The following is a 26392-nucleotide window of genomic DNA, read 5'->3' as shown; positions in this document are numbered from 1 at the left end:
TGCGTCATTCTGCGAAATGTGAGTGATACAGTACACTAATATATAAAGGACAAAAGAAAGGAAGAAAGAAATGGCACTCAGAACAATCAGAACAGAAGGAGATCCGGTACTGAGAAAGGTAAGCAAACCGGTAAAGGAAGTTACACCAAAGATCGTAACTTTAGTAGATGACATGCTTGATACCATGTATGAAGCGATGGGAGTAGGACTTGCAGCACCGCAGGTCGGAATCCTCAAGAGAATCGTAGTTATTGATATCGGGGATGGTCCGATCGTCCTGATCAATCCGGAGATTCTTGAAACCTCCGGCGAACAGACAGGAGACGAAGGATGCTTAAGCGTTCCGGGCATGGCAGGACAGGTGACCCGTCCGAACTATGTCAAAGTAAAGGCAATGAACGAAGACATGGAAGAAGTGATCTACGAAGGAACAGAACTTCTCGCAAGAGCTTTCTGCCATGAGATCGACCACCTCGATGGCAAGATGTACACAGACCTGGTAGAAGGAGAACTTCACAGAACCAGCTATGACGAGGATGAGGAATTTGAGGATTTCGAATAACAGACGAAAAAAGGAGCATATTATGAAAATAGTTTATATGGGAACTCCGGATTTTGCAGTGCCGCCGCTTGCCGCACTGGTAAAAGCCGGATATGAGGTCACGGCAGTTGTGACACAGCCGGACAAACCGAAGGGAAGAGGCAAGACACTTATGCCAACTCCTGTCAAAGAAGAAGCCATGAAACATGAAATTCCGGTTTACCAGCCGGCCAAAGTACGTGATCCGGAATTTGTGGAGACACTTACAGGACTTGCACCGGATATCATCGTTGTGGCAGCTTTTGGACAGATCATCCCGAAGACAATCCTGGATCTTCCGAAATATGGATGTATCAACATCCATGCTTCCCTGCTTCCGAAATACAGAGGTGCAGCACCGATCCAGCAGGCAGTCATTGACGGAGAGAAAGAATCCGGCGTGACGATCATGAGAATGGGAACCGGTCTGGATACCGGAGATATGATCTCCAAGATCGTTGTACCAATCGAGACAGAGGAAACAGGCGGCAGTCTTTTTGATAAACTTGCACAGGCAGGGGCTGATCTTCTGATGGAGACACTTCCTTCTATAGAGAACGGAACTGCTACTTATGAGAAACAGCCGGAGGAAAGCCCGACCCCGTATGCAGCGATGATCACCAAGAAAATGGGACTTATGGATTTTTCAAAGAGTGCCGAAGAACTTGAGAGACTGGTCCGCGGCCTGAACCCGTGGCCGAGCGCCTACACCTTCCTCAATGGAAAAACACTTAAAGTATGGAAATCCACAGTAGAAAAGGGCGCAAATGGTGGAAAAACCACACCGGGAACGATCACAGCGGTGGATAAAACAGGAATCCACGTAGCCTGTGGAGAAGATGTTCTCGTCCTTCGCGAAGTACAGCTTGAGGGAAAGAAGCGTATGGAAACAGATGCTTTCCTTCGCGGCTATCAGGTAACTGAGGGAACCATGCTGACAGATCATAAGGAGTGATAATATGTACGGATATGGATACTATGGATTTGATTGGACGTATCTTCTTCTGATCATCGGAATGCTTCTGTCTCTCGCGGCATCTGCAAAGCTCAAAAGCACCTTTGCCCGTTATAAGAGAGTAAGAAGCGCATCAGGACTTACCGGAGAAGAAGCAGCCAGAAGGATCCTTTACAGTGCCGGGATTACAGATGTACAGGTAAGACCGGTAGCTGGAAGCTTGACAGATCATTATGATCCGCGGACAAAGACGGTAAATCTCTCCCAGGATATTTACGGTCAGACTTCTCTGGCAGCAGTCGGAGTTGCAGCACATGAGTGTGGTCATGCCATCCAGCATGCGACCAACTATGCACCGCTGGAGATGCGGAGCGCGATCGTTCCGGCAGCAAATATCGGAAGCAGTCTTTCCTGGCCGCTGTTTCTGATCGGACTTTTTGCAGGCATCCGCCCGCTGGTAACAGCAGGTATCGTGCTGTTTTCACTGGCAGTTCTGTTTCAGCTTGTGACACTTCCTGTTGAGGTCAATGCATCTGCAAGAGCACTCAAGATGCTTCAGAGCACAGGAATCCTTGGGGCAGATGAGACAAAGGGAGCCCGCAAGGTGCTGACTGCAGCTGCCATGACATATGTTGCAGCACTTGCGGCATCTATTTTACAACTTTTGAGACTTGTGATACTGGCAGGAGGAAGACGAGATGACTAGTGGTATCAATACAAGAGAAATGATATTGGAGATCCTCCTTCAGATCAATGAAGAAGGAGAACACAGCCATATTGCGATCCGCAATGCGCTTTCCAAATATCAGTTCCTTCCGAAGCAGGAGAGAGCCTTTATTACCAGAGTCTGTGAGGGGACTCTGGAATACAGGATCCTCATTGACTATATAATAGATTCTTTTTCAAAGATCACCGTGGACAAGATGAAACCGCCGATCCGTGAGATCCTCAGGAGCGCGGTGTATCAGCTGAAATTCATGGACAGAGTGCCGGACAGCGCAGTTTGCAATGAGGCTGTGAAACTTGCCCAGCGAAAGGGATTTTACAACCTGAAACCTTTTGTGAACGGCGTGCTCCGGACGATAGCGAGACAGATGGATGAACTTGAATATCCTTCGAGAAAGGTAAATCTGGTCCGTTATCTTTCTGTCAGATATTCCATGCCGGAACCACTTGTTCTGCGCTGGCTGAATGATTATGGCGAGGAAGTCACAGAGAAGATGCTGGCGGATTTTCTGGAAGAAAAACCGATCACTGTACGCTGCCGTACATATCTGAATTCTGTAGAGGAGACCTGCGAAAGCCTCCGAAACCAGGGTGTAAAGGTAGAACCGGCGCCGTATCTTCCGTATGCATTCAGGATTTCTGATTATAACCACATTCTTGCACTGGATGCATTTATCGAGGGTAAGATCGTGGCACAGGATGTAAGCTCCATGCTTGTTTCCGAGATCGCAAACCCGCAGAAAGGTGATTATATCATCGACATGTGTGCGGCACCGGGCGGTAAGAGCATTCATCTGGGAGACAAGATGGAAGGCTTTGGAACCGTGGATGCAAGAGATGTCAGCCGGTATAAGGTTGAACTGATCCAGGAAAATATCCACCGCACCGACTCCATCAATGTACAGGCACATGTGCAGGATGCGACAGTGTTCGATGTGGAATCTGAGTGCAAGGCAGATATCGTACTTGCTGATGTACCATGTTCCGGCTACGGTGTGATCGGTAAGAAACCAGAGATCAAATATCGTTCTACTGCACAGAAAGAGGAAGAACTGGTGATCCTCCAGAGAAACATTCTGGACAAGGCAGCAGAGTATGTGAAGCCGCGCGGCGTTCTGATCTTCAGTACCTGTACGATCGCCAAAGAAGAAAACGAAGAAAATATGATGTGGTTTATGAACAACCATCCATTCAAACTGGAAAGCATTGATGAGTTTGTTCCGGATGAACTCAAATCCGAAACGACCAGCCTCGGCTACCTGCAGCTGCTTCCAGGCGTTCACGGAACGGATGGATTCTTTATGGCAAAATTCAGAAGGAAATAAAAATGACAGACATAAAATCAATGACCGTCGAAGAACTGAAGGGGCTTATGGCAGAACTCGGAGAGAAACCTTTCCGCGCAAAGCAGATCTACAGCTGGCTGCACGAGCATCTGGTCACTTCTTACGACGAAATGGAAAACATTCCAAAGAGCCTCAGGCAGAAGCTGGAGCAGTATCCGATCACGGTTCTGGAGACACTGGATGTCCAGATATCCAAGATAGACGGCACCAGGAAATATCTGTTCCGCCTGTCTGATGGAAATATGATCGAGAGTGTTCTTATGAAATACAAGCACGGCAACTCTGTCTGTATCTCTTCTCAGGCGGGGTGCCGTATGGGATGCAGATTCTGTGCTTCCACGATCGGCGGACTTACGAGAAACCTGCTTCCGTCAGAGATGCTGGATCAGATCTACAGAATCCAGACATCACTTGGCGAGCGTATATCCAATGTGGTTGTGATGGGAACCGGCGAGCCGATGGACAACTATGATAACCTTCTTCGCTTCATACATATCCTGACGGAAGAAGGCGGTATCCACATCAGCCAGAGGAACCTGACAGTATCTACCTGCGGCCTTGTTCCACAGATCTACAAGCTTGCAGACGAGAAACTTCAGATGACGCTTGCTGTATCTCTTCATGCGCCGAACGATGAGAAAAGGCGCGAGCTTATGCCGATCGCCAATAAATACTCGATCGATGAGCTTCTGGAAGCCTGTCGGAATTATTTTGACAAGACAGGCAGAAGGATCACCTTTGAGTACAGCCTTGTAGCAGGCGTAAATGACAGTAAAGAGAATGCAAAAGAGCTTGCAGGCCGTCTTAAGGGACTGAACTGTCACGTAAATCTTATCCCGGTCAATCCGGTCAGAGAGCGTTCTTTCGTGCGTTCTACCCGACAGGCTGTTGAGAATTTCAAAATAAATCTTGAAAAATACGGAATAAATGGTACTATTAGAAGGGAAATGGGCAGCGATATTGACGGTGCCTGTGGTCAGTTAAGAAAACGTTACATGGAAAAAACAGAAAGTGAGAAGTGACATGAGGGTATATTCAGCTACGGATGTAGGGCAGAAGCGGAAGATGAACCAGGACTATGTGTTCGTTTCCGAAACCCCTGTAGGAAATCTCCAGAATTTGTTCGTTGTTGCCGATGGAATGGGCGGTCATAATGCGGGAGATTACGCTTCCTCTCATGCCGTTCAGACTTTGGTAGAAGAGATTCAAAAGGATGCAGATTTCAACCCAATCAAGGTGATTCGTCATGCCATTGAGAAAGCCAACACAGAGATCCTTGAATGCGCCAGGAGAGAAGAAGCACTGCGCGGGATGGGAACGACGATCGTGGTGGCTACGGTCGTAGGCCATTATCTATATGTGGCAAATGTTGGTGACAGCCGCCTGTATATCATCCAGGGAAAGATTCGCCAGGTTACGAGGGATCATTCACTTGTAGAAGAGATGGTCAGACTCGGAGAGATCAAGCGGGAAGAGGCGAGAAATCATCCGGACAAAAACATCATCACAAGAGCACTTGGTGCAGAGAGAACCGTAGATATTGACTTTTTTGACCTGAAGATGGAACCGGGCAGTACCATCCTTATGTGTTCCGATGGTCTGAGCAATATGGTAGAAGACAGCAAAATCGAAGAAATTATACTGAACCAGAATGAGGAACTGCCGCAGAAGGGTGAGAGACTTCTGAGAGAAGCCAACCAGAACGGTGGTAAGGATAATATTGCAGTTGTACTGGTAGAACCATTCACGAATGAGGTGGAAAAATGTTAAAGACGGGAACGATCATAGCAGAACGTTATGAAATTTTAGGAAAAATAGGTACCGGCGGAATGGCCGATGTCTATAAAGCAAAGGATCATAAACTCAACCGCTTTGTTGCGGTCAAAGTATTAAAACCGGAATTCAGAGAGGATACAACTTTTATCCGCAAATTCCGCAGCGAGGCACAGGCAGCAGCCGGCCTTACACATCCGAATATCGTCAATGTATTTGATGTAGGAGATGACGGCGGTGTATATTACATCGTCATGGAGCTGATCGAAGGAATCACTCTTAAGGAATATATTGCCAAGAAGGGGAAACTTTCCATCAAAGAAGCGACCAGTATTGCCATTCAGGTATCTATGGGACTGGAAGCAGCACATAACCATGGAATCGTACACCGTGATGTCAAACCGCAGAATATCATCATTTCTACAGATGGTAAAGTAAAGGTAACAGATTTCGGAATCGCGAGAGCCGCATCTTCCAATACGATCAGCTCCAATGTGATGGGATCTGTACACTACAGCTCACCGGAGCAGGTGCGCGGCGGATACAGTGATGAGAAGAGTGACATCTATTCTCTTGGTATCACACTTTATGAGATGGTCACAGGCAGGGTTCCGTTTGACGGAGATACTACAGTAGCTATTGCGATCAAGCATCTGCAGGAAGAGATGGTACCGCCGAGTGTGTACACAGAGAATCTTCCATACAGTCTGGAGCAGATCATCCTGAAATGTACCCAGAAGAGTGTTGGCCGCCGTTACGAGAAAATGGAAGATGTCATTGCAGACCTGAAACATTCACTGATCGATCCTCAGGGAAATTTTGTGACATTATCTTCCGTGGACAATGAAGCCAAGACAGTGGTGATTTCAGACGAAGAACTGGGAGAAATCAAGAATACTCCACGTGCATCTTCAAAGAAATCAGATGTAGAAGATCTGGAAGATGAAATTTATGATACAGATTATGACAGCGATGACGAGGACTATGAGGAAACTCCGGCTGGTAAGAAATCTGACAGGAAAAAGAAGAAAAAGGGACCGAACTCAGCAGTAACTATCGTTGCACTTCTTGCAGGCGCAGTTGTCCTGGTGGGGGCAATTTTTGTGATCGGCAAGGCTGCCGGCATCATCGGAAGTGATGGGGCAGAAACCACACCGCAGACAGAACAGGCAGCAGATACAGCAGACGAAGACGGAATGGTTACTGTTCCGGTTCTGGTAGGCAAGACAGAGGAAGAGGCTTCTGCTCTTCTGGAAGAAGAAAAGCTTGGCAAGCAGATGATGGGAGAAGAGAACTCCACGCAGGAAAAGGGACGAATTTCTTCTCAGGATATTCCGGCAGGAACCAAAGTTGAACAGTATACAACTCTGAAATATTATATCAGTAAAGGTCAGCAGGAAATCACAGTACCAGGTGTTTCCGGCCAGACAGGAGTAGATGCGCAGCAGACGCTGGAAGATCTTGGACTTACTGTAACCGTACAGAAAGAATACAGTGAAGCAGATGACAGTGGATGGCCGCTTACAGAACCAGGATATGTTATGGCCGTATCACCGGAAGCTGGCACAAGCATGACAGCAGGCGGATCAGTAACCCTGACAGTCAGCCGTGGTCTGGATTATGGTGATACTGCACAGATTCCGTATGTAGTAGGAATGACTAAGAATGAAGCGATCACTACACTTGGTAAATGGGCAGACATTCAGATTACAGAACAGCAGAGCAGTGAAGTGCCGGCAGGACAGGTCATCTCACAGGATCCATCTGCAACTTCAGAGGATGGGGACACCGCATACGGCAATCCGGATGAAACGATCTCTATCGTAGTAAGCAGCGGCAATCAGGCTCCGGCAGATACAACAACTACAACAGATACAACAACAGACAGTGCTTCCACAGCAGATACGGCGCAGCAGAGCACAGCTGCTGCAAACGGCGAAGTATGGAAATGTACGCAGACACTGAATACTCCAAATGGATATCAGGGTGGTGCAATTCGTCTGGAACTGATCCAGGAAGTAAACGGAGAAACAACTTCTACTAAAGTGGTTGACGGAGAGGCGATTACATTCCCGTATACGTTGGATATTACAGGTGCGTCAGGAGTCAGCGAAGGAACATTGTATGTATCAGAGCTGATTGACGGAAACTTCCAGCAGCTTGGTTCTTATCCACTGACTTTCAAGAAAGCAGAGTAATTCATGCAGGGTAAAATTATCAAAGGAATTGCCGGGTTTTATTATGTTTACGGAGAGAACGAAGTGCTTTATGAATGTAAAGCCAAGGGTATTTTCCGAAAGGATAATCAGAAACCACTGGTTGGTGATAATGTAGAGATTACAGTATTGAATGAACAGGAACGGGAGGGGAACCTGACCAGGATCCTCCCCCGCAAAAATTCCCTGATCCGCCCGGCAGTTGCCAATGTAGATCAGGCATTTGTGATTTTTGCAATGGACAATCCAAAGCCGAATTTCATGCTGCTGGACCGTTTCCTGATCATGATGGAACAGGCAGACATTCCGGCAGTCATATGCTTTAACAAAAAAGATCTTGCAACAGAAAAGGAAACACAGGAGCTTTATCAGACCTACCAGAGCTGTGGATATCAGGTTCTTCTCACTAGCGCACTGGAGGAGGAGGGTATTGACGAGATTCACAGAATCCTCAAAGGTAAAACAACGGTCGTGGCAGGACCTTCCGGCGTTGGCAAATCATCTCTGACGAATCTTCTCCAGGCAGAAGTTCAGATGGAGACAGGTGAGATCAGCCGGAAACTCAAACGAGGAAAGCATACGACCAGACATTCACAGGTTATCCCGGTAGGAGAGAATACATTTCTTATGGATACGCCGGGATTTTCTTCCCTGTATCTTATGGATATGGAAGAACAGGAACTCAAGGACTATTTTCCGGAGTTTCGCAAGTATGATGACCAGTGCCGTTTTCAGGGCTGTCGTCATATCCACGAACCGGGATGCAGAGTAAAGGAAGCTCTTGAACAGGGCGAGATCAGCAGGATCCGGTACGAAGATTATCTTAATTTATATGAAGAATTGAAAGAGAAAAGGAGATATTAAATGGAATATCAGTTGTGCCCGTCTATTTTATCAGCGGATTTTAACCGTCTGGGCGAACAGATTCAGACATTGGAGAAACAGGGAGTGAAATGGCTTCATATTGATGTTATGGACGGAGATTTTGTACCGAGTATTTCTTTTGGAATGCCGGTGATCCGCTCTATCCGCAAAGAATCAAAGATGTTTTTTGATGTACACCTTATGGTAAGCGCACCGGAACGTTATATTCAGGATTTTGTAGACTGCGGCGCGGATTCTATTACCATTCATGCAGAGGCGTGCGAGGATCTGGAACGTGCGATCGAACTGATTCGTGATGCAGGTGTCAAAGTTGGTATTTCTATCAAACCGGCGACCCCGGTCAATGACATCAGCCATCTCCTGGAAGATGTGGATATGGTACTTGTCATGACGGTTCAGCCTGGATTTGGCGGACAGAAGTATATTCCGGAATGTACAGAAAAGGTTCAGGAACTCAAAGAGATTATAGACAGAGAAGAACTGAATGTAGACATTCAGGTAGATGGAGGAATCAATGATTCTACTATGGAAACCGCAATGCGTGCAGGTGCAAACCTTCTTGTTGCAGGTTCTTACGTGTTTAATGGTGATCTTGAATCAAATGTACAGAGAATCCAGCAGAAGATGCAGGATATCAGCGAAACGTTAAATTGAGGCATAATATGAAAGATACGATCATCGTAAGCGGGGGCAATATCCATAAAGATTTTGCCCTCGATTTTTTGAAAAAAAACAAAACAGAGAATACCTGTCTGATCGCAGCAGACCGTGGCGTGGAATTCTTTATGGGAACAGATCTGGAACCGGATGTGGCAGTGGGAGACTTTGACAGTCTTTCTGCGGAGGGCGCGAAATATATGGAAACTCTCAAACATACGGAAATTCGCAGACTGAAGCCAGAGAAGGACGATTCCGACACACAGTCAGCAGCAAATTATGCGATCGAACAGGGAACAGAACGTATTATGATCCTGGGGGCGACAGGAAACCGCATCGATCATCTGATGGCAAATTTCGGTCTTCTGATGCTTGGAAAAATAAAACAGGTACAGATCGTTCTTGTTGACGCATACAACTATATGAGTCTGATCGAGAGCGGAATGATCCTTAAGAAAGAAGAGCAGTTCGGGAAATATGTCTCTTTCTTCCCGATCGAAGGAGAGGTTACAGGACTAACTCTGAAAGGCTTCAAATATCCTCTGAACAGCTATACTCTCAAAGTTGAGGACAGCGGTCTGACTGTCAGCAATGAGATCTCAGATCCTGAAGCAGAAGTCACCTTTGAAACAGGAAAACTTCTCATGATCATGTCAAGAGACTAAATGATAGACTTTTTATGACACGTGTGCTAAAATTAAGCAGAAAAATACAATCAAATAAATAACGGAATGGAGAAATAGAGCAATGAAACTTGGTATCGTTGGATTACCGAACGTAGGTAAGAGTACATTATTTAACTCACTGACAAAAGCAGGTGCAGAATCAGCAAACTATCCTTTCTGTACCATCGACCCGAATGTGGGCGTTGTTACTGTACCGGATGAGAGACTGAAACTTCTGGGAGATTTTTATCACTCCAAGAAAGTAACTCCGGCAGTCATTGAATTCGTTGATATCGCAGGTCTTGTAAAGGGCGCATCCAAAGGTGAGGGACTTGGAAACCAGTTCCTTGCAAACATCCGTGAAGTAGATGCGATCGTTCACGTAGTACGCTGCTTTGAGGATCCGAACGTCATCCACGTAGATGGAAGCATCGATCCGCTCAGAGATATCGAGACCATCAACCTTGAGCTGATCTTCTCTGATATCGAGATCCTTGAGAGAAGAATTGCCAAAGTCACCAAGACAGCACGTATGGACAAAGAAGCTGCCAAAGAACTTGATTTCCTCCAGAAAGTCAAAGCACATCTTGAGGATGGACAGATGGCAATCACAATGGAACTGGAATCTGAGGATGAGGAAGCATGGATGGGAACTTATAATCTCCTCACCTGGAAACCGGTGATCTACGCTGCAAACGTAAGTGAGGATGATCTTGCGGATGATGGAGCATCTAACGAGCATGTACAGGCTGTACGTAAATATGCAGCCGAGCAGAAGAGCGAAGTATTCGTGATCTGTGCAGAGATCGAAGAAGAAATCTCCGAGCTCGATGACGATGAGAAAAAAATGTTCCTCGAGGATCTGGGACTTAAGGAATCTGGTCTTGAGAAACTGGTAAGAGCAAGTTACAGCCTCCTGGGACTTATGAGTTTCCTTACATCAGGAGAGGATGAGACACGTGCATGGACGATCAAGATCGGAACCAAGGCTCCACAGGCAGCAGGTAAGATCCACACAGACTTTGAGCGTGGATTTATCAAGGCAGAGGTTGTTAATTACAAAGATCTTCTCGACTGCGGTTCTTATGCAGGTGCAAGAGAAAAGGGACTTGTCCGCATGGAAGGAAAAGAATATATTGTTCAGGATGGAGATGTAATTCTGTTCAGATTTAACGTATAATGAAGGTGTTTTATGAATATGTCGATTCGTTTTCCACATCTGGGCATTGACCTTGGATATGTGGGTAAAACTGTTTCGGTTTTTGGATTTGAGCTCACGATATATGGAATCCTTGTGATGGCAGGAATGCTTCTTGGACTTACTGTCGTTGTATTACAGGCAAAACGACAGAATCAGGATCAGAATCTTTATCTGGAAGCACTGATTCCAGGAGTGGTGTTCGGCGTAATCTGTGCCAGAGCATGCTATATAGCACTGAACTGGAAACTTTTTGCAGATGAACCGACACGTGCTCTCTGGGATCTGCGTACAGGTGGATTATCCTTTTATGGCGGATTTGCAGGCGGGGTGATTGCTCTGGCTGTTTTCTGCAAAATCAGGAAACTGTCATTTGGAAGGATGGCAGATACGCTCAGTATCGGCCTGGTATCCAGTCAGATGATCGGAACCTGGGGGAATTTTTTCAGCAGAGAATTTATCGGAACATCTACGGACAGCATTTTTGCGATGCAGATTCCGGTAGAGACAGTCGGGAGCATGGAACTGACATCAGAGATGCAGAAACATCTGGTCAAAGCCGGAGATGTTTCCTGGGTTCAGGTACATCCTCTCTGGTTTTATGAGAGCCTGTGGTGTCTGCTTCTTCTGGTTATTCTTCTTGCCTATACGAAGCGCAAGAAATTTCAGGGTGAGATTTTCATGAGATATCTGGCAGGGTATGCTCTGGGAAATGCGGGAATTGAATGGCTTCGGTCGGGCAGACCATATATACCAGGTACGCATCTCCCTGTTCTTATTCCGATTTTACTTGGCATTTTTGTGATTTTCAGTATTGTTGCAACAGTTCGCCGTATTCTTTCAAAGAAACGTGAGAAGTTTCAGAAACGCAGGATGGAGGAACGGTATGCATCCGAAGAAAAGTCGTCACGCGGTTATCAGAATATGCAGAGTTTTGAGGATGTCAGTGATGAATTTCGGGGGATTTTTTCAGAAACAGGAGAGTCAACGTCTGAAACAGAGCCAGATATTACAGAAAAATCAGACGAATTACCGAAACCGATTTCAGATTCCGGACAAACAGAAGACGAGATAAAATAACAGAATTTAAAGGGAAGATTTTTCTACGGGAAGTGGGAAAATCTTCCCTTTTTTCAGGGCAGAAAAGAGCCTTATCTGCACCAAAAAAACTCAGATTCCCACTTGTAATTTAACAGTAAATGGGTTAGAATAATTTCATAAGTGGTAGAAAGTGGTGAATAGTGGTGGGGAATGGAGGGAATGTGGCAGACCTGACAGCTCCACCTGAAATGCACGAAGGGGAGAATCGTGTATTTTGAGAGCAGGTGAGTTTTATGTTCATGGGAGAATACAATCATATAATAGACGCGAAGGGGCGCCTGATTATTCCCGCCAGGTTCAGAGAACTCCTGGGAGAAGAGTTCATCCTGACAAAAGGTTTGGATGGTTGTCTTTCAATTTACCCTATGGATGCATGGGAAGCATTTGAAACAAAACTCAGAGCCTTACCACTTACAAATAAAAATGCGCGAACCTTCACACGTTTCTTTGTAGCAGGTGCCACAAACTGTGAACTGGACAGGCAGGGGAGAATTCTTGTACCTCAGACACTGAGGGAGTTTGCCGGTCTGGAGAAAGAAGTGGTACTCACAGGAAACCTGGACCGGATCGAGATCTGGAGCAAAGAAAAGTGGAGCGAGAACTGCAATTATGATGATATGGATAGTATTGCAGAAAGTATGCAGGATATGGGTATCATCATTTGAGCATTCGCCGGAAAGAAATCCAACAGGAGACGGATATGGAATTTAAACACAAATCTGTATTACTGGAAGAAACCATTGACGGCTTGAATATTAAGCCAGAAGGAATCTACGTGGATGGAACGCTGGGAGGAGCAGGGCATGCAAGTGAAGTATGCCGCAGACTTTCTGCCAAGGGGAGATTTATTGGCATAGATCAGGACCAAGATGCAATAGTTGCTGCGAGTGAAAGGCTGGCTGCCTATGAGGACAGAGTGACGATCATTCGCAGCAATTATTGTTACATGGCTAATGAAGTGCATAACCTGGGAATTCAGAAAGTCAATGGAATTGTTCTTGACCTGGGAGTTTCATCTTATCAGCTGGATAATGAGGAACGGGGCTTTACCTACAGGGTAGATGCACCTCTGGATATGAGAATGGATCAGAGACAGAGCCGTACCGCCGCTGATATTGTCAATGGTTACGAAGAGAGAGAATTGTACCGTATCATTCGTGATTACGGTGAAGATAAATTTGCAAAGAATATAGCGAAACACATTGTGGCTGCCAGACAGCAGGCACCGCTCCGCACGACCGGAGAACTGACCGAGATCATTCGCCAGTCTATCCCGATGAAGATTCAGGCAACCGGAGGACATCCGGCGAAGCGGACTTTTCAGGCAATCCGGATCGAACTGAACAGAGAACTGGATGTTCTGCGGGAGTCACTGGATGGAATGATCGACCTTCTCGATGACGGAGGCAGAATCTGTATTATCACATTCCATTCTCTGGAGGATCGTATTGTCAAGACGATCTTCCGCAAAAATGAAAATCCATGTACATGTCCGTCCGATTTCCCGGTATGTGTATGCGGCAAAAAATCCAAAGGAAAAGTTATCACCAGAAAGCCGATTCTTCCAGGTACAGCCGAGCAGGAAGAAAACCCCAGATCAAAAAGTGCAAAACTAAGGATTTTTGAGCGAAGATTTTCAGACTGAAACCAATACAGGGAGTTGAACAGGCGCAAATGGAGAGGACAAACAGGGCAGTTACAAACCGAAAAAGCAAGGTAAATGCAAGAAATGCCCGAGGAATGTATGTAGATGGAAATACAGTGAGGAGACTGCAGGAAGTACCGGCACGCAGATCGGCGGCTTCCCGTAAGCCTTCTCAGGGAAATAACAGAATTGAGACACGGACAGTGTCAGCTGGCAAGCCAAAGGTAAATCCACAGCGTCAGCGTACCAGAGAGAGGGCTGCGATGAGTATGGGGCGCGGATTTGTTGCATTTCTGGCAGTCATGAGTGTGGCAGTGCTGTTCTGCTGTGTCAATTATCTTCAGCTTAAGGCTGAACTGACAGGCAAGATCAAGAATGTTGCAAGTCTCGAAACAGAATGGTCACAGCTCAAGGAAGAAAACGATGCTTATGAGAGTCAGGTGACTTCAGAGACAGATCTGAACCAGATTAAGAAGATTGCCATTGGGCGTTTGGGAATGACTTATCCTTCTGACACACAGAAAAGAACCTACAGTGTACCAAGCAGCAGTTATGTGAGACAGTATCAGGATGTTCCTGAAAGCAAGAGGTGAGAATTTGAGCAATACCAGACCGAGGAAAACCAGAAAACCTCAAAGAAAAATTTATCATACGATGGAATTGAAGCTAGTAGGACTATTTGCAGTAGTAATACTAGCTTTAGTTTGTTTGTTAGGCAGAGTTACCTATATTAATGCCACCAGCGGAACCAAGTACAAAAAGCGGGTGCTTCTGCAGGCACAGCAGACATATCAGAGCAGTGTGCTTCCGGCAAAGAGAGGCGATATTTACGATCGAAACGGAAATATCCTTGCCACAAGCCAGAAGGTTTATACAGTGATCATGGACTGCAAAGAAGTCAATGATGAGGATCATGATTACGTAGGTGCAACCGTGAATGCACTGGTAGAAGTTCTGGGACTTGACGAGGATGATATCCGCAAGAGACTTACGGATCCTGCTACAAGCTCCAGTCAGTACCAGGTCCTCAAAAAAGAAGTAACCATGGACGAAAAGAAGGCGTTCGAGGAATATGCAGATCCAGATGAGGACAGCGGCCTTTCAGAAAAAGAACTGGAAGAGCGTTCCAATGTACAGGGAATCTGGTTTGAGGAGGATTATCTGAGAGTTTATCCTTTTAATGCCCTTGCCTGTGATACGATTGGATTTACGCTTTCAAGAGAAACAGCCGATGTCGGCCTGGAGGGATATTATAACAGTACCCTGATGGGAACAGATGGGCGTAAATACGGATATATCAACAATGATTCAGATGCTGAACAGACGATCATGGAGCCTGTTTCCGGTGAAAGTATCGAAACTTCTCTGGATGTAGGCGCACAGCAGATCGTAGAGAAATATGTCAATGGTTTCAAGTCAAGCATGGGAGCCAAGAACATCGGTGTAATTGCGATAAAACCATCAACGGGAGAGATCATTGCCATGGATGGCGGTGACAGATATGATCTGAACAATCCGAGGGATATGTCTCAGGTATATTCTGAAGAAGAAATTGCCGAGCTAAAAAAGAGCGATAAGAAGACAGTAGAAGCTCTCAATGCCATGTGGAGCAATTTCTGTGTAACAGATGCATTTGAACCGGGATCAGTTGTAAAGCCGATTGTAATGTCGGGAGCCCTTGAGAAAGGCAAGATCACAGTAAACGATACGTTCAACTGCGACGGTGGAGAGACATTTGGCGCAAATGGTGATACCTACATTAAATGTGCGGTGTGGCCGGATGCACATGGAACAGAAACGCTCCGTGAAGTTATAGCGAACTCCTGTAATGATGCCATGATGCAGATTGCAGCGCGAATGGGAACAGAATCTTTCCTTAAGGCCCAGGCACTGTTTAATTTCGGTTCACGAACAGGAGTCGATCTTCCGAATGAGGGTTCCGGTGTTATCCATACAACTGATACCATGGGAGAGACAGAGCTTGCCTGCTCCGCATTCGGACAGGGATTTACCTGTACGATGCTTCAGGAGATCAGTGCGATGTGTTCTGTTATCAATGGTGGATGTTATTATCAGCCGCATCTTGTGACTGCAATCAAGGACAGCAGCGGTGGAACGGTCAGAACAATTGACCCTGTGCTTCTCAAGCAGACGATCTCTTCTGATATTTCGGCAAATATCAGATCCTACATGCAGGCCAGTGTACAGGAAGGTACCAGCCGTACATCGAAGGTGCAGGGATACAGCTCAGGCGGTAAGACCGGTACAGCGGAGAAACTTCCACGAGGAAACAAGAAGTATATCGTTTCTTTTATTACTTTTGCACCGGTTGATGATCCGCAGGTGCTTCTGTATGTAGTTGTCGATGAGCCGAATGCAGAGGAACAGGCAGACAGTAAATATCCTCAGTACATTGCACAGGGAATTCTGTCAGAACTTCTTCCGTATCTGAATGTTACACCGGATGAATCCGAGGACGGTACTATTCCGAAGACAGAACTCTGGGAGGGATTCAAAGGAAATCTTGTGGACGTATCCGGAAGCAGCGTGGATGCAAGTGGAAGTCTCACAGATGGAAATGGAAACCTTGTAGATCTGGATGGCAACAGGATCGATGAGAGTGGTTATCTCCTTCAGGACAACGGAGAATATGTTACAGATGAGAACGGACAGTATGTGAAGTCACAGAATCTGGGAACTACTACTATTGCGAGCAGTTCTGAACAGACGGATAATACTCTCAAGGAAGCAATTTCCGATGAGAATGTTCCGGGACCGCCGGAAGACAATGAGGAAGATACCATGCAGGACAACGACATGGAGAGCGAAGGACTTACCAACGAAGAAGCAGGACTGGATTAAAGCGCAGTGATTCCCTTCGGGGGCTGGACATATAATGATATGACAGCCTCCGGAGGGATTTTTTTATGAAAAAAAACAGGACTTTTCATAAACGCAAAGTCTGGACCGTTTTTCTTTTATGTGCAGCAATGATGCTTGGGCTGGCAGGACGGCTTGTGTATCTGATGGGGTTTCGGTCGGATTATTATTACCAGAAAGCACAGGATCTCCATGAGAGAGAACGTTCCATCAAGGCGGCAAGGGGAAAAATCCTGGACGCCAGAGGAAAAGTTCTTGCCTCGAATAAAACGGTCTGTACGGTATCTGTTATCCATAGCCAGATAAAAGAACCGGAGAAAATCATTTCTTTGTTGTCGCAGAAACTGGAACTGTCAGAAGAAAGCATCCGAAAAAAAGTAGAAAAAGTATCTTCTATAGAAAGAATAAAGACAAATGTCGACAAAGCTGTGGGAGATGAGATCCGAAAGACAGGACTTTCCGGTGTGAAAGTGGATGAAGACTACAAAAGATATTATCCATATCACTCACTTGCTTCCAAAGTTCTGGGATTCACAGGGGCAGACAACCAGGGTATCATCGGACTTGAGGTTCAATATGAAGAGATTTTGAGCGGTGAAGCAGGAAAAATTCTCACAACGACGGATGCCAGAGGAATCGAACTGGATGGAATCGGAGAAAGCCGGGAAGAACCAGAAGCAGGCAACACACTTCGCACTAGCCTGGATATCAGCATTCAGGAATATGTCCAGCAGGCGGCAAAGAAAGTTATGGAAGAGAAAGAAGCGGAGAGAGTGTCCATTCTTCTTATGAATCCCCAAAATGGAGAAATCTATGCCTGTGTGAATGTACCGGAATTCGACCTGAACCAGCCGTTTACCCTGAATACAGAAGTGGATACCTCAGGGTTAAGTTCTGAGAAGAAGCAGGAACTTCTGAATCAGATGTGGAGAAATCCCTGTCTGAATGATACTTATGAACCGGGGTCAACTTTCAAGATCATAACGATGGCGGCGGGACTTGAAGAGGGAGTTGTGAGTATGGAAGACCGTTTTTACTGTCCGGGCTACAAACTGGTAGATGACAGGAGAATTCACTGTGCAAACAGAAGAGGACATGGCTCCCAGAATTTTGTTGAAGGAGCGCAGAATTCCTGTAATCCGGTATTTATTGAAGTAGGGTTGCGGCTCGGCGTGGAAAAATATTATAAATATTTCCGAAAATTTGGACTTCTGGAAAAAACGGGTATTGACCTTCCGGGAGAGGCAGGTACGATCATGCATCAGGCAAAAAATATGGGAAATGTAGAACTGGCAACTGTTTCGTTCGGGCAGTCTTTTCAGATCACACCGATCCAGCTTGCAACGACAGTAAGTTCCCTGATAAACGGTGGGAGAAGAATTACGCCGCATTTTGGAGTAGCGGTGGAAGATGAAAACGGAGAAGTCATTCAGGAACTGGAATATCCGGTAAAGACAGGGGTCCTTTCGGAAGAAACTTCCGAGAAAATCCGTTATATTCTGGAAAAAGTTGTCTCGCAGGGATCTGGCAAAAATGCTGCGATCGAAGGTTATACGATCGGGGGAAAGACAGCGACTTCACAGACACTTCCGAGAAGTGCAAACCGTTATATCTCCTCTTTTCTTGGATTTGCACCTGCTGAGAATCCCCAGGTACTGGCACTGTGTATTATCCACGACCCCAAAGGCATTTACTATGGCGGAACGATCGCAGCGCCGGTCGTGCGGACGATCTTTGAAAACGTTCTTCCATATATGGGGATAAATGGAAGGAATCAGGAAGAGTGAAGCGTAACATAGGGTTGCGAAATACGCCAAAAAGCCTTATAATCAAACATGACAAAAAACAAAAGAATGATAAGAGGTGTGAGGATGAATTATCAAGTTGTAATCCCTGTACTGATCTCCTTTGTGATCAGTGTGATCTTGGGACCGATCATCATCCCGTTTCTGAGAAAACTCAAGATGGGACAGACAGAACGTGTGGAAGGTGTGCAGTCGCACCTGAAGAAAGCGGGTACCCCTACCATGGGAGGTATCATTTTTCTGATAGCTACTGTTGTAACATCCCTGTTCTACGTAAAAGATTACCCGAAGGTGATCCCGGTAGTGTTTCTGACACTGGGATTTGGTATCATCGGATTTCTGGATGACTACCTCAAGGTAGTTCTGAGACGTTCTGACGGTCTTCTTCCATGGCAGAAATTTTCTCTGCAGGTGGTCGTAACCGCAGTGTTTACTTATTACCTTGTAAACTATACAGACGTAAACCTGTCAATGCGTATTCCGTTCTGGACCGATCATTATCTGAATATCGGATGGCTGGCGATCCCGGTACTTTTCTTTGCCGTGATCGGAACGGTAAACGGTGTAAACTTTACCGACGGTCTGGACGGACTGGCATCCAGCGTGACACTGATCGTTGCAGTATTCTTTACTGTTGTTTCTATCGGAACAAAGAGTGGAATTGAGCCGATCACCTGTGCAGTTGTGGGTGGACTGATGGGATTTTTACTGTTCAATGTATATCCGGCGAAGGTGTTCATGGGAGATACAGGATCTCTGGCACTCGGAGGATTTGTTGCAGGAGCTGCATACATGATGCAGATGCCATTGTTTATCCTTCTGGTAGGACTGATCTATCTGGTAGAGGTACTGTCCGTTATCATCCAGGTAACTTACTTCAAGAAAACACATGGAAAACGTATTTTTAAGATGGCACCGATCCACCATCATTTTGAATTATGTGGATGGTCAGAAACAAGAGTTGTAGCCGTATTTTCTATCATAACAGCAGTTATGTGTCTGATTGCACTTCTCGCTCTGTGATCCGCATAACGACAGTTTGCAGGAGGAAACAAAAATGAATTTACAGGGAAAAAGAGTACTTGTCTTTGGAACAGGCAAAAGCGGCATCGGAGCTGCAGATCTTCTGGAAGAGACAGGAGCTCATGTGATCCTTTTTGACGGAAACGAAAAAACAGACAAGGATGCGGTTCTGACGAAAGTATCTCACGCAGAGGATGCCTCTGTTTATGCCGGTGAGCTTCCTAAGGAAGTTCTGGAAAGTCTTGATCTGGTTATACTGAGCCCGGGAGTACCGACAGATATTCCGATCGTGAAGAAATTTTATGAGATGGGACTTCCGGTATGGGGAGAAGTAGAACTGGCTTACCGTACCAGCAAGGGAAGGGTACTCGCAATCACCGGAACAAATGGCAAAACAACCACAACAGCCCTTCTTGGCAAGATCATGAGTGATGCAGAGGACTCTGTCTTTGTAGTGGGAAACATTGGAACTCCATACACTTCCAAAGCACTGGAAATGAAAGAGAATTCCACAACAGTAGCGGAGATCAGCAGTTTCCAGCTGGAGACGATCGAAGAATTTGCACCACAGGTCAGTGCGATCCTCAACATCACAGAGGACCATCTGAACCGTCACCATACAATGGAGGAATATATCCGCGTCAAGGAACTTATCGTCAAAAACCAGAAACCAGAGAACTACTGTGTCCTGAATTATGAGGATCCGGTACTTCGCGAATTTGGCCAGCATATCGTTCCGAAGACTGTTTATTTCTCAAGCGTAAGGAAACTTGACGAGGGAATTTATCTGGACGGAGATCTGATCGTACTCAAGACCGCAGAAGCGGAGATTCCGTTCGTACATACAGGAGAGCTGAAACTTCTGGGACAGCATAACTTTGAGAATGTGATGGCAGCAGTTGCAATGGCATACTATGCAGGCGTGTCTGTAGAGAGTATCCGTAAGAGCATCTGTGAGTTTACAGCAGTAGAACACAGAATTGAATATGTCACAGAGAAAAATGGTGTCGCTTATTACAACGATTCCAAGGGAACCAACCCGGATGCTGCGATCAAGGGCATCCAGGCGATGAACCGTCCGACCCTTCTGATCGGCGGCGGTTATGACAAAGGCTCCAGCTACGATGAATGGCTGAATGCTTTTGACGGCAAAGTGCGTTATCTTGTACTGATCGGACAGACAAGAGAGAAGATCAAAGAAGCGGCAGAGCGTCTTGGCGTATGCCCGAACATTGTTCTCTGCGAGGACCTCAAGGAAGCAGTAGAGTTCTGTGCACAGAAAGCGGAAGCAGGAGATGCAGTCCTTCTTTCACCTGCATGTGCAAGCTGGGGACAGTTTGACAATTATGAGCAGCGAGGAGATATGTTCAAAGAATACGTAAAGGCTCTTTGATTTTTGGGATTTTTCACAACACTATATAATATAGAAGAAACAGGAAAGTCAGATTTGAACAAAAAGTTCAGATCTGGCTTTTGCATTGTGTGGATTTTGTGGACAGAACAGAGAATCACAGAAAAAAGTTTTTGACATATAATAAAAGTAAGATGCCCTTTGGGAGTGAACCGATTGGATAAAATTCACATAGCAGGGGGAACACCCCTCCATGGAACCATCCGTATCCAGGGTTCCAAAAACGCTGCCCTTCCAATGATGGCGGCGGCACTTCTTTATCCGGGGGTCAGTATACTCAGAAACTGTCCGAAAATCGCAGATGTATTCTGCATGGAAGAAATCCTCTGTGCACTTGGTGCAGATACCTGGTGGCAGGAACATGACCTTTACCTGGACTGCACAAAAGCGGATAAAACGGAGATATCAGGGATTTACACAGAAAAAATGAGGTCTTCAGTCATACTTCTGGGTGTATTGCTTGGAAGATATGGGAAGGCATCCATGGGGTATCCCGGCGGCTGTGTGATTGGAAAAAGACCGGTGGATCTTCATCTGTATGCGTTGCGGGAATTCGGTGTATGTATAGAAGAAAAGAAAGAGTTTCTGGAAGCAGAATGCCGGAAGCTGAAAGGCTGCGAGATCTTTTTTGCAGGGAGTAGTGTGGGCGCGACAGAACAGGCGGTTCTGACCGCTGCTTCGGCAGAGGGAAAAACAAGAATCCATAACTGTGCAAAAGAGCCCGAAATTATCTGGCTCTGCAGATTCCTGAAAAGAATGGGAATAAAGATCCAGGGAGAAGGAACAGAAAAAATCCTGGTTGAAGGCGGCGCACCGGTGAAGGGCGGAGATATGCAGGTTCCACCTGACCGGATCGTGGCAGGAACCTATCTGTGTGCTTCCGCAGCCACCAGAGGAAAGATTGAGATTGAGAATCCTCCGGAGGGAGAGCTTACAGCTTTCCTCGAAGTATATCGCAAAATGGGTGGACAATATGAATGGAACAGTGGTAAACTAGTAGCGGACAGCCGCCGGGTGCGTTTTCCTGTCCCTCTGACAGAGACCGCTGTATATCCGGGATTTCCTACAGATCTGCAGTCGCCTCTGATGGCAGTGTTTGCGACGATTCCGGGAGAGAGCTGCATACAGGAATCTGTTTTTGAAGACCGTTTCAAAATAGCAGAAGAACTTAACCGGATGGGTGCAGAGATAAAGATACAGGGGAAGAAAGCATGGATCCGCGGAAGTTTTTGCCTTAAAGGCACCAAGGTACGTGCACAGGAACTCCGAGGGGGAGCGGCACTTGTAATTGCGGCACTTGCGGCAAAGGGTGAGTCCATTGTAGAAGGATATTCATTTATCCACCGGGGTTACGAGGATATAAGCCAGGATATTTCAAGGCTTGGCGGCAAAATCAAGAAGGATACAGGAACTACGATATATGAAGACATCCAGCAATATTAGTACACGAAAACTGGTTATAGGCAGTGTGGCTGTTGTGGTTTTGGCTGCCGCTGTTTTTTTCTTTACTTTTTTTCAAGTAAAAACAGTAGAAGTTATAGGAAATGACCATTATACAGAGGATGAACTGAAAGAAAAAATCCTTAAAGGCTCAATGACATCCAATGCCATTCTTGCACCGCTGTTTTATTCCAAGAATGCGGCAGAAGAACTTCCGTATATTGAGAGTTTTAATGTCAGACGTTCCGGCAGGAACAAACTGATCATCAGCGTCAAAGAAAAAAGCGTTGTAGGATGCATTCCTTATCTGGACAGCTATGTTTACTTTGACAGTAATGGATATTTTGTGGAGGGCAGCAAGACAAGAGATACGAAAGTTGCCTTTTTTGACGGCATCCAGCCGAAGAAGGTCGTGATGGAGGAGAAACTTCCCATCAAGGAGACGGTTCTGAATACAGCAGTTGCCCTTTCTACGATCTTTGCCAAGAATGATATGGTTCCAGATCATATTATGTTTGATGACAGCTATGAAATCAGCCTTCTGTATGGCGATATCACTGTACAGCTTGGAAAGGATGAATATCTGGAGGACAAAATGACCAGGGCAATCGCCATTCTTCCGCAGCTTGAGGGACAGAAGGGGATTCTGCACATGGAAAATATTTCCCGTAATTCAAAGACTGTGACATTTGAGGCAGAGGAAGTGGAGATCACAGCCGAGAACTGGAATGGCGGCTACGACGAGAATGGTGACTATACCGGCGATGGCGAATATGATGAAAATGGCGATTATGTAGGACCAAAACCGGCAACAGCACTGGACACTGCAACTGAGAGATGGGTAGGCGGCTACGATGAAGAAGGCGACTATACCGGCAGTGGTGAGTATGATGCTGATCTGAATTATGTCGGCCCTGCACCGACACAGGAACTTCTGGACAGTTTTGGAGACTGGATCGGCGGTTATAACGAATCAGGAGGATTTGACGGAGTCGGTGAATACGATGCCGATGGAAATTATGTAGGAGCAAATCCGAATACATCTGATGATACAGAAAACACATCAGACACTTCCGGGGAGGAAGATTCTTACGATGAAAGCACCGAAAGTGACCAGGAATACGACTCTGAGAGCGATTATTCGGACGAAGAAGAGGGCTATTACGATGAAGAAGGATAACTCTTTGATGGCGAAGAATCGTGAAAAAAGTATAAAAAAACAAAAATAGTAGTTGATTAATTCAAGAAAAAAATATATGATATATCTATATGTAGCTTGATATGACAATATCAGGAAGATAAAAGGAGGAAGTACATTGTTAGAGATTATGTCAAATGAGGCCGAGTCTTCAGCCAAGATTATTGTAATCGGCGTAGGCGGAGCTGGAAATAATGCAGTAAACAGAATGGTGGAAGAGGCTATCGGAGGAGTAGAGTTTGTTGGTGTAAATACTGATAAACAGGCCCTGACACTTTGCAAAGCTCCAACAGTACTTCAGATTGGTGAAAAGATTACGAAGGGCCTTGGCGCCGGCGCACAGCCGGAAGTTGGCCAGAAGGCTGCTGAGGAGAGCATAGAAGAAGTTAAACAGTTAATGGAAGGCGCAGACATGGTATTTGTTACCTGTGGTATGGGCGGCGGCACTGGTACAGGTGCAGCACCGGTCATCGCAGCAGCAGCCAAGGAAATGGGAATCCTGACCGTCGGCGTTGTTACGAAGCCTTTCCGTTTCGAAGCAAAAACACGTATGAACAATGCTCTGTCCGGAATCGAAAATCTGAAGAAAGCTGTTGATACACTGATCGTCATTCCGAATGACAAGCTGTTAGAGATCGTAGATCGCCGTACAACCATGCCGGAAGCTCTCCGCAAAGCAGATGAAGTTCTCCAGCAGGCAGTACAGGGCATCACAGACCTGATCAACCTCCCGGCTCTTATCAACCTGGACTTCGCAGATGTTCAGACTGTTATGAGAGACAAGGGAATCGCTCATATCGGAATCGGAGAAGCAAGAGGAGACGACAAAGCGATGGAGGCAGTACAGCAGGCGGTATCCTCCCCGCTTCTGGAGACAACCATCAAGGGTGCAACTCATGTGATCATCAATATTTCTGGAGATATCTCTCTCATGGATGCAAACGACGCAGCAAGCTACGTACAGGAGCTCACAGGAGAGGATTCCAATATCATCTTTGGTGCTATGTACGATGACTCCGTTGCAGATTACGCAAGAATCACAGTGATCGCAACAGGACTTTCCGATCTGGAAGCAAAATCCACACCGTTTGGAAACAGGAGCAGTGCATCACCGTTCAGTGTCCGCAAACCTGCAGCAGCATCAACAACAACTGCCCAGTCACAGCCGACAATGAGCATGCCAAGCTTCAACCTGCCGAACATGCAGTCAGCTCCGTCATTCAATACCAAGGTGCCGACAAGCACTGTTCAGAAGAAGGACATCCAGATCCCGGATTTCCTCAGAAACAGATAAGAATCAGAACATACAAAAGACGCTGTGTTTCCACAGCGTCTTGTTTTGTTTTTAGGAATGAGGGCAGTTAAGAGAAATCAGCATTTGCAGGAGAAGGTACTGCATTTTGTCTCGTTGCATCCTTCTGTGTTGCATCCGGAGACATCAATAGCGGAGGCGGTACATTTGCAGTGTTCGTTGTAGGTACATTCCTGGGCTTTGCAGTCGATGTTGATCTTTTCGCAGCCGCAGTGGTGAGCTTCACTGTTCATGGCAGCACCGGAAGCACTGCGTTCACGGAAACTTCCGCAGTTTGTTTCATCTGCATTGCGTGCACCTGCACCGGTAATCTCGATATCACCTCTGGAACAGAGTTCGTTTTCGTTGTACATACATTTGGTTGCAGAACATTTGAGAATTGTCATAGTTCGTTCCTCCATGATTGATTTTTTTGCGGGACGTATGTCCGTATTCTAGTATTCGCAAAAAAAATTAAAATATACAAAAAAACTTCTTGACTTTCTCAGGAAGGAATAGTATATTGTTAAAGTACGTAAAGAAAACAAAGCAGAGTTTCACTCTCACCTCAGCACAGAGATTGTGTCTCAGGTTTATATGCAGAGATAAATAGCAGAATCTTCCTGGATTCTGGATATTGCATGGCATTTTGCTCATGCATCACTGGGTATAATAGAGTGTGGATTCTGTCCATGCTCTTTATTTTTTGAAGGGTGACTGAGAGTCAGGCATATCATTTATTCACAGGTATGGAGGTGTACTACAATTAGCAATTTAATGATTAACGAACAGATCAGAGACAGAGAGGTGCGTCTGATCGGACCGGACGGAGCACAGCTCGGAATCGTGTCAGCCAGAGAAGCAATGGCGAAGGCACAGGAAGCAGGACTTGACCTTGTAAAGATCGCACCACAGGCGAAACCACCGGTGTGCAAGATCATCGATTACGGTAAATACCGTTATGAGCTCTCCCGTAAGGAAAAAGAAGCTAAGAAGAAACAGAAGACGATCGACATCAAGGAAGTACGTCTTTCACCAAACATTGATACAAATGACTTAAAGACCAAGGTCAATGCAGCAAGAAAGTTCCTCTCCAAAGGTGACCGCGTAAAGGTTACACTTCGTTTCAGAGGAAGAGAGATGGCGCACATGGCAAGCAGCAGACACGTGCTCGACGATTTTGCAGAACTTCTCGCAGACGTTGCAACCGTAGAGAAAGCGCCTAAGATCGAAGGAAGAAGCATGACCATGTTTCTCAGCGAAAAGCGTTAAGCAGTTATCAGAACACTGTGCCATTGGTGCATGAACCTGGTAATGTGAAATAAAAAACAGAACCACGAATCAAGGAGGAAATAACAATGCCTAAGATTAAAACTTGTAGAGCAGCAGCAAAACGTTTCAAAAAGACCGGAACTGGAAAGATCATGAGAAATAAAGCTTATAAGAGCCATATCTTAACAAAGAAATCTCAGAAGAGAAAGAGAAACCTGAGAAAAGCTACTGTTGTTGATTCTACAAACCTGAAGAATATTAAGAAAGCTCTGCCATATTTATAATTAACAGGCAGCGGACGATATCAGAAGACAAACAGGAGGAA

General features: G+C 45.8%; 25 protein-coding genes. 24 read left to right on the top strand and 1 reads right to left on the bottom strand.

Annotated elements, in window-relative coordinates:
* The first annotated feature begins 70 nt into the window (after positions 1–70).
* The 22 genes from def (at position 71) to ftsZ (ending at position 24798) form a co-directional block, all read left to right on the top strand.
* The gene (gene def, locus QZL69_RS11505; RefSeq protein WP_022215352.1) at positions 71–562 is read left to right on the top strand and encodes a peptide deformylase; all 492 of its coding nucleotides are present in this window, start codon (positions 71–73) and stop codon (positions 560–562) included.
* A 22-nt stretch (positions 563–584) separates the two neighbouring features.
* A complete protein-coding gene (gene fmt / locus QZL69_RS11500) occupies positions 585–1535 on the top strand; it encodes a methionyl-tRNA formyltransferase (protein WP_022215351.1) in 951 nt (316 codons plus the stop codon).
* Between the two features lie 4 nt (positions 1536–1539).
* Complete coding sequence (locus tag QZL69_RS11495) at positions 1540–2241, top strand: zinc metallopeptidase (RefSeq protein ID WP_022215350.1); 702 nt, start codon at positions 1540–1542, stop codon at positions 2239–2241.
* Positions 2234–3586, top strand: a complete 1353-nt coding sequence (gene rsmB / locus QZL69_RS11490; RefSeq protein WP_022215349.1) for a 16S rRNA (cytosine(967)-C(5))-methyltransferase RsmB — start codon at positions 2234–2236, stop codon at positions 3584–3586. The genes QZL69_RS11495 and rsmB overlap by 8 nt, the downstream gene beginning before the upstream one ends.
* 2 nt (positions 3587–3588) lie before the next feature.
* Positions 3589–4629, top strand: coding sequence for a 23S rRNA (adenine(2503)-C(2))-methyltransferase RlmN (rlmN, locus tag QZL69_RS11485; RefSeq protein ID WP_022215348.1), 1041 nt, complete (start codon positions 3589–3591; stop codon positions 4627–4629).
* Position 4630: 1 nt separating this feature from the next.
* Positions 4631–5377, top strand: a complete 747-nt coding sequence (locus tag QZL69_RS11480) for a Stp1/IreP family PP2C-type Ser/Thr phosphatase (RefSeq protein WP_022215347.1) — start codon at positions 4631–4633, stop codon at positions 5375–5377.
* Positions 5371–7578, top strand: coding sequence for a Stk1 family PASTA domain-containing Ser/Thr kinase (pknB, locus tag QZL69_RS11475; RefSeq protein WP_022215346.1), 2208 nt, complete (start codon positions 5371–5373; stop codon positions 7576–7578). Before QZL69_RS11480 ends, pknB begins: the two co-directional genes overlap by 7 nt.
* Before the next feature lie 3 nt (positions 7579–7581).
* Positions 7582–8460 carry a ribosome small subunit-dependent GTPase A gene (gene rsgA / locus QZL69_RS11470; protein WP_022215345.1) on the top strand — a complete coding sequence of 293 codons (879 nt, stop codon included), beginning with the start codon at positions 7582–7584 and terminating at the stop codon, positions 8458–8460.
* The gene (gene rpe / locus QZL69_RS11465) at positions 8461–9135 is read left to right on the top strand and encodes a ribulose-phosphate 3-epimerase (RefSeq protein ID WP_022215344.1); all 675 of its coding nucleotides are present in this window, start codon (positions 8461–8463) and stop codon (positions 9133–9135) included.
* A gap of 8 nt (positions 9136–9143) precedes the next feature.
* Positions 9144–9803, top strand: a complete 660-nt coding sequence (locus tag QZL69_RS11460) for a thiamine diphosphokinase (RefSeq protein WP_022215343.1) — start codon at positions 9144–9146, stop codon at positions 9801–9803.
* Positions 9804–9885: 82 nt separating this feature from the next.
* On the top strand, positions 9886–10983 hold the full coding sequence (gene ychF, locus QZL69_RS11455) for a redox-regulated ATPase YchF (RefSeq protein ID WP_022215342.1): 1098 nt from the start codon (positions 9886–9888) through the stop codon (positions 10981–10983).
* 12 nt (positions 10984–10995) lie between these two features.
* The gene (locus QZL69_RS11450) at positions 10996–12081 is read left to right on the top strand and encodes a prolipoprotein diacylglyceryl transferase (protein WP_022215341.1); all 1086 of its coding nucleotides are present in this window, start codon (positions 10996–10998) and stop codon (positions 12079–12081) included.
* Between the two features lie 254 nt (positions 12082–12335).
* Positions 12336–12767 (top strand): division/cell wall cluster transcriptional repressor MraZ, encoded by a 432-nt coding sequence (gene mraZ / locus QZL69_RS11445; protein ID WP_022215340.1) that lies wholly within the window; start codon positions 12336–12338, stop codon positions 12765–12767.
* Positions 12768–12802: 35 nt separating this feature from the next.
* Positions 12803–13747, top strand: a complete 945-nt coding sequence (gene rsmH / locus QZL69_RS11440) for a 16S rRNA (cytosine(1402)-N(4))-methyltransferase RsmH (RefSeq protein ID WP_022215339.1) — start codon at positions 12803–12805, stop codon at positions 13745–13747.
* Positions 13748–13776: 29 nt separating this feature from the next.
* Entirely contained in the window at positions 13777–14340 is a 564-nt protein-coding gene (locus QZL69_RS11435; protein WP_022215338.1) for a cell division protein FtsL, read from the top strand.
* Positions 14341–14455: 115 nt separating this feature from the next.
* Positions 14456–16609, top strand: a complete 2154-nt coding sequence (locus QZL69_RS11430; RefSeq protein ID WP_291519483.1) for a peptidoglycan D,D-transpeptidase FtsI family protein — start codon at positions 14456–14458, stop codon at positions 16607–16609.
* A 65-nt stretch (positions 16610–16674) separates the two neighbouring features.
* Positions 16675–18414, top strand: a complete 1740-nt coding sequence (locus QZL69_RS11425; RefSeq protein WP_022215336.1) for a peptidoglycan D,D-transpeptidase FtsI family protein — start codon at positions 16675–16677, stop codon at positions 18412–18414.
* 84 nt (positions 18415–18498) lie between these two features.
* Positions 18499–19455, top strand: coding sequence for a phospho-N-acetylmuramoyl-pentapeptide-transferase (gene mraY / locus QZL69_RS11420; RefSeq protein ID WP_022215335.1), 957 nt, complete (start codon positions 18499–18501; stop codon positions 19453–19455).
* Between the two features lie 34 nt (positions 19456–19489).
* The gene (gene murD / locus QZL69_RS11415; RefSeq protein WP_022215334.1) at positions 19490–20848 is read left to right on the top strand and encodes a UDP-N-acetylmuramoyl-L-alanine--D-glutamate ligase; all 1359 of its coding nucleotides are present in this window, start codon (positions 19490–19492) and stop codon (positions 20846–20848) included.
* Positions 20849–21013: 165 nt separating this feature from the next.
* A complete protein-coding gene (murA, locus tag QZL69_RS11410) occupies positions 21014–22309 on the top strand; it encodes a UDP-N-acetylglucosamine 1-carboxyvinyltransferase (RefSeq protein ID WP_319638479.1) in 1296 nt (431 codons plus the stop codon).
* Positions 22287–23486, top strand: a complete 1200-nt coding sequence (locus QZL69_RS11405; RefSeq protein WP_022215332.1) for a cell division protein FtsQ/DivIB — start codon at positions 22287–22289, stop codon at positions 23484–23486. Before murA ends, QZL69_RS11405 begins: the two co-directional genes overlap by 23 nt.
* 148 nt (positions 23487–23634) lie before the next feature.
* Positions 23635–24798, top strand: coding sequence for a cell division protein FtsZ (gene ftsZ, locus QZL69_RS11400; protein WP_118252128.1), 1164 nt, complete (start codon positions 23635–23637; stop codon positions 24796–24798).
* 77 nt (positions 24799–24875) lie between these two features.
* Here the strand turns inward: ftsZ and QZL69_RS11395 are convergent, their stop codons facing one another.
* Entirely contained in the window at positions 24876–25202 is a 327-nt protein-coding gene (locus tag QZL69_RS11395) for a DUF1540 domain-containing protein (protein ID WP_022215330.1), read from the bottom strand.
* A gap of 370 nt (positions 25203–25572) precedes the next feature.
* Between QZL69_RS11395 and infC the strand changes: the two genes are divergently transcribed.
* Both infC and rpmI read left to right on the top strand, forming a co-directional pair.
* A complete protein-coding gene (infC, locus tag QZL69_RS11390; protein WP_022215329.1) occupies positions 25573–26067 on the top strand; it encodes a translation initiation factor IF-3 in 495 nt (164 codons plus the stop codon).
* Between the two features lie 86 nt (positions 26068–26153).
* Entirely contained in the window at positions 26154–26351 is a 198-nt protein-coding gene (gene rpmI / locus QZL69_RS11385) for a 50S ribosomal protein L35 (RefSeq protein ID WP_015541985.1), read from the top strand.
* The last annotated feature ends 41 nt before the right edge of the window (positions 26352–26392 follow it).

The sequence above is a fragment of the Blautia sp. CAG:237 genome (assembly GCF_000436615.1).
Lineage (GTDB): Bacteria > Bacillota > Clostridia > Lachnospirales > Lachnospiraceae > Blautia_A > Blautia_A intestinihominis.
This window is presented reverse-complemented; position numbering and strand designations above follow the sequence as displayed.